Here is a 7,645-nt window from a genome sequence, read left to right as displayed (position 1 = left end):
TGGAGCTGTTTTCCTATGCTCAAAGCAATATGCCATCAGCATAATCACGAAGAAAGCAGCGAGTAAAACGACAGAGGGAAGTGTTGCATCACTTCAAACTGCCTGTTGGATGACTATCTGATTGCTCGCTCCGCATTCGCGTGTTCAAGACGAAAACAGTATAGCAATCTAGGCGATCCAAATAGTATGGCCTAAAGTGACTCGTTTGGATCTTTGGTTTGCTTGATTAAAACTACGTAGAACCTTTATTATATCTCTGTGTTTTTGCTTATTACTGTATTGAGTAATAGTTGCTTTGAATTGATGAAATAATTGTAAAACGTAAGAAATTCAATTTTTAGTATTTCCAACCGGCCGAAATGATTACCGTTTCGATTTTTGCTCGACGAATTGCTGTTTGCGCGTTAGCACTTAGCTATGTTGCAGCGAACCAAACACTTCCTCGGCGTTGAAAAATCTATCTCCGGTCGTCAATGGCTGGATCGGTTAGACGAAAATGCTTCCCGTGCCGCCACGGCCATGAGCCAACAGCTTCAAATCAGCGAAATCGTTGCACGGGTCATGGCTGGCCGTGGCGTGTCGCTTGAGAATGCTGAGCAGTTCCTGACACCAACATTGCGCGATTTGATGCCCGATCCGACCATGCTGACGGGCATGGAAGAGCTTGTGGATCGTTTGGTGTGCGCTGTGCAAAACAATGAACAAGTGGCGCTTTTTGGCGATTATGACGTTGATGGGGCCACATCGGTGGCGTTGATCACGCGTTATCTCACAGGTGTTGGCTTGGACCCACTGGTTTATATCCCGGACCGGATATTCGAAGGCTATGGCCCCAACAATGGCGCAATCGACCAATTGATCGACGACGGCGCAACTTTGATCGTAACGCTAGACTGTGGCACCACCAGCCACGGGCCAATCGCCCATGCGAAAAAGAAGGGGGTCGATATACTGGTTATCGACCACCATATGGTTGATGGCGAATTGCCCGGAGCCGATGGATTGGTCAACCCAAATCGTCTTGATGATATTTCACAGTTGGGGCACCTCTGCGCTGCTGGGGTTACCTTTATGGTATTGGTTGCCCTTAATCGCAGACTGCGGGACGCAGGTGTTAAACCGCTACCCGATTTGATGAGTATGACGGACTTGGTGGCCTTGGGCACCGTATGCGATGTTGTACCCCTAAAAGGCCTAAACCGTGCCTTCGTGCAGCGCGGCATTGAAACCATGCGCAAAGGCTCAAACATAGGAATTGCCGCCTTGGCGATGGCGGCGCGGGTTTCCGGGCCATTAAACCCCTATCATTTGGGATTTGTAATTGGTCCTCGCATAAATGCAGGTGGGCGAATAGGTGATGCGAGTTTGGGCGCAAAACTGCTTTCGACCAGCGACGAGCATGACGCGATGCATTTGGCATCTCAACTCGATCAACTTAACGTTGAACGCCAGCAGATCGAAAAACAGGCGGTAGATGAAGCAATAGCTGTTGCTGAAGCCGAAATTGGCGAAGGCGAGGGGCCTCCCATTATCGTTGTTGCATCCCCCGACTGGCACCAAGGCGTTGTGGGGCTGGTCGCGGCGCGCCTAAAAGAGCGGTTTAACCGACCCGCGTTTGCCATTGCCCAGCGTCCAGACGGAAGCGGAACCGGGTCTGGCCGATCGATCCCCGGTGTTGATCTTGGTGCTGCAGTGCTAGAAGCCGTTTCAAAGGGTTTGATACCAAAAGGTGGTGGGCATGCCATGGCAGCGGGCATTTCGGTCAGTAAGGGGCAAATTGGTGGCTTTCGAAGCTATATGAGCGAAAAGCTTGAAGATGACGTTCAGTCGGCGCAAAAAGACAGCGGACTAAAAGTCGATGCAGCCCTTACCGCGCGCGGAGCCACGATCGATTTTTTACACGCGATTGAAAAAGCAGGGCCTTTTGGTTCGGGTAACCCTGGCCCCGTGTTCGCATTGCCGGCTCATCGGGTAACGTTTTCTGACATTGTGGGCGTTGGTGGACATGTCAAAGTCAGCCTTATCTCTCAAGACCGCGCCCGTATAAATGGCATTGCTTTTCGCGCAGCTGATACGGCCCTTGGTCAATTCTTACTTGAAGCAAGAAATTCTGATCCGATTCATGTGGTTGGAACGTTATCAATAAACCATTGGCAAGGGCGCGAAGAGGTTCAGCTCAGGATTATGGATGCAGCACCTATGGGTTAGCCTTAATCCCGCCGAACCTCAAAGTTACCGCTAAATCAATGGCTTGTGAAATGGGCTTGCAAGAAAAATGCAGTCCCGTTAAACTTCAGTTAGTAATTTAGGGAGGCCTTGGCGTTGCAGATCATGAGGCTTTTGCGCATTTATGCGTGATATTTGAATGCCTTGAATCAGCAAGTTACGCCGGATTATTGGTATGAGTGACTTTGCACTGGATCAGACGAGCGCTTCAGGCTCATTGTGGTCAAAACTTGCTTCAAGTCTTGTTGGTTGGTTGGGTAAACGTTCCGTTGGCAGCATCAAACACGGCTGCTTAAAAGTAATTCTACCCTCAGGAAAATCAATTAATCTGGGGGACAAAACGAACGCCGGCCCAAGGGCCACGCTCAAACTCAACAACTTCAATGTCCTGCGTGAAGCGGCGCGGCGCGGCACCGTGGGTTTTGCTTCCGCCTATATGAACGAGGATATCGAGGTTGACGATCTGGTGAAACTTTTCACCTTTTTCCTCATCAATAGGGACCAATTGGTCGGCAAAAAGCCGAATTTTTTCCAGCGTGCGGCCCACGATATGGCCTATCACATGTCACGGCGGAACACGAAAGAGGGCGCGAAGAAGAACATTTCCGAACACTACGATTTGGGAAATGACTTTTACTCGCTCTGGCTTGACCCGACGATGGTCTATTCGTCTGCCTATTATACGGATGATAATCAAACACTTACTGACGCCCAATGGGCAAAGAACCATCTTGTCGCCGATATGGCTGGGATTGAAAAAGGCTCGTCAGTGCTAGAGATTGGGTGCGGTTGGGGCGCGTTCGCTGAAACAGTGGCGAAAGACTATAGTGGCGAACTGAAAGGGATTACCCTATCTGTCGAGCAGCTTAAGTTTGCAAAAGATCGTATGCAAAGCAAAGGCTTAGACGGATTAACCGAATTGGTGATCGAGGACTATCGGGACACGGAACATCAATTCGATCATGTTTGCTCAATTGAAATGATCGAAGCAGTCGGCGAGGACCATTGGCCTATCTACTTCAAGACAGTGCATGACCGCCTCAAACCGGGCGGCACCGCCGCGATCCAAGCGATCACGATCAACGAAACTGATTTTGAAGTTTACCGGAAGAACGTCGATTTCATTCAGCGCTATATCTTCCCCGGCGGCATGTTGCTGACCGAAAAAGCCATGAAAGAACAAGGCGAAGCTGTTGGTTTGACACTCGAAAAACAAGTGCTGTTTGGCCAATCCTACGCAAAGACATTGCGCATTTGGCGGGAGAATTTCATCGAGGCCTGGCCACAAATTGAAAAGCTAGGTTTTGACGAAGTGTTCAAGCGAAAATGGATCTATTATTTGAGTTATTGCGAAGCTGGGTTTGCTGAAAATATGATCGATGTTGGCGTTTACCAGTATCGTCGAAACGACTAAATGGGGCGGGGATAAGTGGGCTGAAACGTCCCGCTTTGTGCCAGTTTGTCCCGGCTTTGTGCCGGGACGTCCCTACTTTTTGAACATCTTAGATTTTGACTCTTCCACCTCATGCGAACGCATGCGTTTTTGAAACTGGCGTTGTTCCCAATCTGGTCCCAAAAACTTCAAAAATCCAAAGACCGCTAGGAAGTGCATACACACCGCGAAAGCCCACGGCGCAATGGCGAATATCACCCACCATATGCCTGGACTGATAAAGTAGTTGAGCAACACAAGCAGGGGTGAAACCACAATGAAGACAACTGCGTGTTTGTACAATTCCTTCAATCTCTTCACATAATCTATTGCTTCAGATTCGTAGTAGGTCTTAGAGTCGGGTGTAGGATTGGTGTCGGTGTTCATTGCCATCTTTTGTTCCTCAATCAATTCAGCGACATTGGTTTCAAAAACGGCCGCAAGGCATTTAAGGGACTCAAGGTTTGCCGGTTTCCCAGCCTCAATTCTCTGGACAGTACGTGCGCTCAGGCCCGTAAATTCAGCCAGTTGTTCCTGCGTCCAACCTCTCTCAAGGCGTCTATCAATAATGCTCATCTTGGCTCCTATTTGTCGCCCAGACTGACTAGGTCGATGGGCCGGGTTGCACCACGTCATAGCCCCGACACGCGCACGACAGACGACGACTAATCGCGTTTCTTTTCGTCGTTTATTCGGTGCGCCAGTTTTGACCAAAGACCTTGATAAATCCAGACAGGGAGTAAACCCAACAGTTTCATGGGCCAAATTAGACGTTTGGGAAAGGCAATCAAAAACCGCCGTGGTTTGCCAAGGCCGCGCCAAATACGCGTAGTGGCTTCATCAACAGACATCAAAACTGGCATGGGAAACGTATTGCCTTGTGTCAGCTCTGTTTCAACGAAACCGGGCAAAATCAGCTGCACATCTATGTTGTGGGCCGCCAACTCGATTTTCATCAACTCCGCATAATAGTGCAATGCCGATTTCACCACGCCATACGAACGAGTACCGGGCAAGGCACGAAATCCAACTGGCGATCCGACCAAGGCGATATGCCCCGCCTTGCGCGCCTTCATATGCCCAAGCACCGGTTCCAACGCAGCTGTTGCACCTAACAGGCCAACAGCCATGCCATTTGCCATATTGAGATGGGCTGATTGGTCTGTGCTGGAGCGGACGGCGCAAAACACCACCAAATCCAATCGTCCAAATGTCGCAAGCACATCGGCGGCGCATTTTTGGGCGGCGTTGGGATCGGCCACATCAAGTGGAAAGGTGGTCAGATCAGTATGCTGCTCAGCTAACTCATCTAACCGCTCAGCACGTCTTGCCGAAATGGCAACCCGATAGCCTTCGTTGGCCAAACGAACAGCAAGTGATGCGCCCAAACCAGAGCTCGCGCCAATGATCCACGCTGTTGGTTTTGCGCTCTTTTCCATTATTCTTTCACAAGCGTTGTGGCCCGCGGTTTGTAGTTCGTGCCCAGATATAATTCGTATTTCAAAAGCGGAAAACCAAACTGTTGAACTTCATATTCGCCCACCTTTTCAAGTGAAGCAAATCGGCTTTCCATTTCTTCTAAATGGCCAAATTCATCCTGCAAAATCAGCGCTGTGCCGCCTGCGATTTCGTTGCGATTTTCCCAAATATCAAATTGAGAGGGCCGCACCTCAATCGCAGTAATATCTGTTCGTTGCATGGCAAAAGAAAGCTGCGAAGCAGATTGAAAACGCGTGGCGGCCAAAAAGGTTGGCTGATATTCTTGCTCTGCTTCAGCAACAAACTCGGCAATGCCCGACCAACCATAAACCGTTCCCGCTTCAATATCGCGCTGCCCCATCAAATTGGCGATTGGCACAACAGTGTAGTTAAAGCACACCAAGGTCGCGACAATAACACCAAACCAAATGTGCGAAATTGCCAACCACTTGCGCATCGCAAGCGCGGGCAGCATCACAAGCATCAAAATGTAGGAAAGGTCGCTCCAATACCAAAGGGTGAACGAAAACAAAGAGATGAACATGAAAGTGCTAGTCGACATGACTGTGACAAGGCGCGCAATCCAAATGCCCATGCCAATAAAATTGTCATCGGTTGTGCTTCTGAACAGTCGAACAAAAGGCGGCACTAAAAACGGGCCGAAAAGCAACAATGTCACCAAAACAAAGTTGAAAAAGCTGTCCGGATTGAACTGCGAAAGCCAGTGGGAATCATGCCTGTCATTTAGGTGAAATCCGAAAGAAGCAAAGTCGCGATTTATGTTCCAGATTAAAGTTGGCGCTTGCATTGTGGCGCTCAGCGCACCCGCAATATAAATATGTGGCTGCAACAGCAAATGGCGCAACTTAGGGTGCGCCAACACTAGAATTGCAACCGCTAGCCCCATGAAAACGGCGCTATATTTGGTCAGCCCCGCCAATCCCAAGAACAATGCACCCAAATAAAGATGATGCAATTGTCCTGTACGATCCTTGGCTTCGTCACCCAAATAGCAGGTAAAAAAATACATGGCGGCGAGTGCAACAAAAATCAGCAAATGATCGTGATAGACAAGCGTTGACCAAACAAAAAGCGTTGGCGAAGCTGCAACCATGAGGGTGATGAACAAAAACACGGTTTTGCGCTGTTCTGGCAGGATGCGCTTAGCGTATAGCCACAAGAACCAAACTGAGCCAATGCTCGTTAGAACCGAGGCAATGCGCAACCCAAAGAGTGATGTGCCAAAAATGGCATCAGTCGCACCAAGCACCCAGCCCGCAAGCCCTGGATGATCGAAATAGGAGAGCGAGATATTTTGGCCCCAAAGCCAATAGTAAGCCTCGTCACCTAGCGGCTGCATAGAAAAACTGGCTAACAGCTTTAGAGCGGCAAAATAGATCAATACCCAAATCATGAACCGATTGGACAAGCCAGCGCTTGGCACAATGGCTGCTGGGTTTTGATTTTCGATTTTTGCCATATTCGCCTCAACACAACGCCACGTTGGTGCTGTTCTATAAGGCGTTTTGAACCATAGAGCTAGTGCACTCTAGCGCTCGATTGTGCCGGTGCGGCGTATCTTTTTTTGTAACAACAACACAGCATACATCAGCGCTTCGGCAGTTGGTGGGCAGCCGGGAACGTAAATGTCGACAGGTATAATCCGATCGCACCCCCGCACGACGGAGTATGAATAATGGTAATAACCACCGCCATTGGCACATGACCCCATTGAAATCACATAGCGCGGTTCCGGCATTTGGTCGTATATTTTTCGTAAAGCAGGTGCCATTTTGTTGGTAACGGTGCCCGCCACAATCATCAAGTCCGCCTGGCGCGGTGTGCCCGGAAATGCCATGCCCAGCCGTTCAAAGTCATAGCGGGGCGTAAGGAACTGCATCATTTCGACGGCGCAACACGCCAACCCAAAGCTGAGGAGGTGAAGAGAGCCCGTTCGCGCCCAATTGATCAAGGCGGCGGAACTGGTGACAAGATATCCCTTGTCCGCCAATTTGTCTGAGAAACTATCCCAGTGCGCTTGATCTTGGTTTTGTTGCGTTGCAAAATCTGTTGAAAGAGTATTTGTTTCGGTCATAGGGCTGTTCCATTGTTTTGACAGCACTTTCATCAATTTCGCGCCACCAATATAGAACAGTTGCGACATGCACGACACTCTAGAACCCAATGCTGGCATGGCAAAAATATGTAGGGCAAAAGCGACAGCGAAGTTGCTTTGGCCGCAAGAGCGATTGGCCTCTTGTATGCCCACAGGGGTTGTGCGCGATACGCGAGGCGCAAACCTGCCTTTCAATGACAGGTTCAACAGTTTTTCAACCTCGCCATATTGTGCCATTTCGTGGATATTGCAGGGCAATTGCCGTGTTGCCACGGATGGTGAAAACATGGTGCCAAACCAGTGGCCAGAATTGCCGGAGGTTGTTGTAAGCGGTCCAACGCAAACGCCAACAATTTCGTGGAATAATGGCGATGTATATGCTGTAACATTGG

General features: G+C 49.5%; 6 protein-coding genes. 2 read left to right on the top strand and 4 right to left on the bottom strand.

Going from position 1 to position 7,645, the window contains the following annotated elements; translation table 11 throughout:
- The first annotated feature begins 417 nt into the window (after window positions 1-417).
- A complete protein-coding gene (gene recJ, locus Q0231_RS15640) occupies window positions 418-2,208 on the top strand; it encodes a single-stranded-DNA-specific exonuclease RecJ (protein ID WP_299348998.1) in 1,791 nt (596 codons plus the stop codon).
- Window positions 2,209-2,401: 193 nt separating this feature from the next.
- Window positions 2,402-3,640 carry a cyclopropane-fatty-acyl-phospholipid synthase family protein gene (locus Q0231_RS15635; RefSeq protein WP_299348995.1) on the top strand — a complete coding sequence of 413 codons (1,239 nt, stop codon included), beginning with the start codon at window positions 2,402-2,404 and terminating at the stop codon, window positions 3,638-3,640.
- Between the two features lie 72 nt (window positions 3,641-3,712).
- On the opposite strand, the gene Q0231_RS15630 is transcribed toward Q0231_RS15635, so the two are convergent.
- From Q0231_RS15630 to Q0231_RS15615, 4 genes are all read right to left on the bottom strand, one after another.
- The gene (locus Q0231_RS15630) at window positions 3,713-4,234 is read right to left on the bottom strand and encodes a helix-turn-helix domain-containing protein (protein ID WP_299348993.1); all 522 of its coding nucleotides are present in this window, start codon (window positions 4,232-4,234) and stop codon (window positions 3,713-3,715) included.
- 89 nt (window positions 4,235-4,323) lie between these two features.
- On the bottom strand, window positions 4,324-5,097 hold the full coding sequence (locus tag Q0231_RS15625) for an SDR family NAD(P)-dependent oxidoreductase (protein WP_299348990.1): 774 nt from the start codon (window positions 5,095-5,097) through the stop codon (window positions 4,324-4,326).
- Complete coding sequence (locus Q0231_RS15620) at window positions 5,097-6,617, bottom strand: glycosyltransferase family 39 protein (protein ID WP_299348988.1); 1,521 nt, start codon at window positions 6,615-6,617, stop codon at window positions 5,097-5,099. The genes Q0231_RS15625 and Q0231_RS15620 overlap by 1 nt, the downstream gene beginning before the upstream one ends.
- A gap of 69 nt (window positions 6,618-6,686) precedes the next feature.
- The gene (locus Q0231_RS15615) at window positions 6,687-7,232 is read right to left on the bottom strand and encodes an NADH-quinone oxidoreductase subunit B family protein (protein ID WP_299349002.1); all 546 of its coding nucleotides are present in this window, start codon (window positions 7,230-7,232) and stop codon (window positions 6,687-6,689) included.
- Window positions 7,233-7,645 lie beyond the last annotated feature (413 nt).

The organism is uncultured Maritalea sp., assembly GCF_937139385.1.
Taxonomy (GTDB): domain Bacteria; phylum Pseudomonadota; class Alphaproteobacteria; order Rhizobiales; family Devosiaceae; genus Maritalea; species Maritalea porphyrae_A.
This window is presented reverse-complemented; position numbering and strand designations above follow the sequence as displayed.

What these genes read in the sequence shown, in the direction of transcription:
- recJ (WP_299348998.1), top strand. Translation starts at nt 418, where the DNA reads ATGTTGCAGCGAACCAAACACTTCCTCGGCGTTGAAAAATCTATCTCC.
- Q0231_RS15625 (WP_299348990.1), bottom strand. Translation starts at nt 5,097, where the DNA reads ATGGAAAAGAGCGCAAAACCAACAGCGTGGATCATTGGCGCGAGCTCT.
- Q0231_RS15615 (WP_299349002.1), bottom strand. Translation starts at nt 7,232, where the DNA reads ATGACCGAAACAAATACTCTTTCAACAGATTTTGCAACGCAACAAAAC.
- Q0231_RS15620 (WP_299348988.1), bottom strand. Translation starts at nt 6,617, where the DNA reads ATGGCAAAAATCGAAAATCAAAACCCAGCAGCCATTGTGCCAAGCGCT.
- Q0231_RS15630 (WP_299348993.1), bottom strand. Translation starts at nt 4,234, where the DNA reads ATGAGCATTATTGATAGACGCCTTGAGAGAGGTTGGACGCAGGAACAA.
- Q0231_RS15635 (WP_299348995.1), top strand. Translation starts at nt 2,402, where the DNA reads ATGAGTGACTTTGCACTGGATCAGACGAGCGCTTCAGGCTCATTGTGG.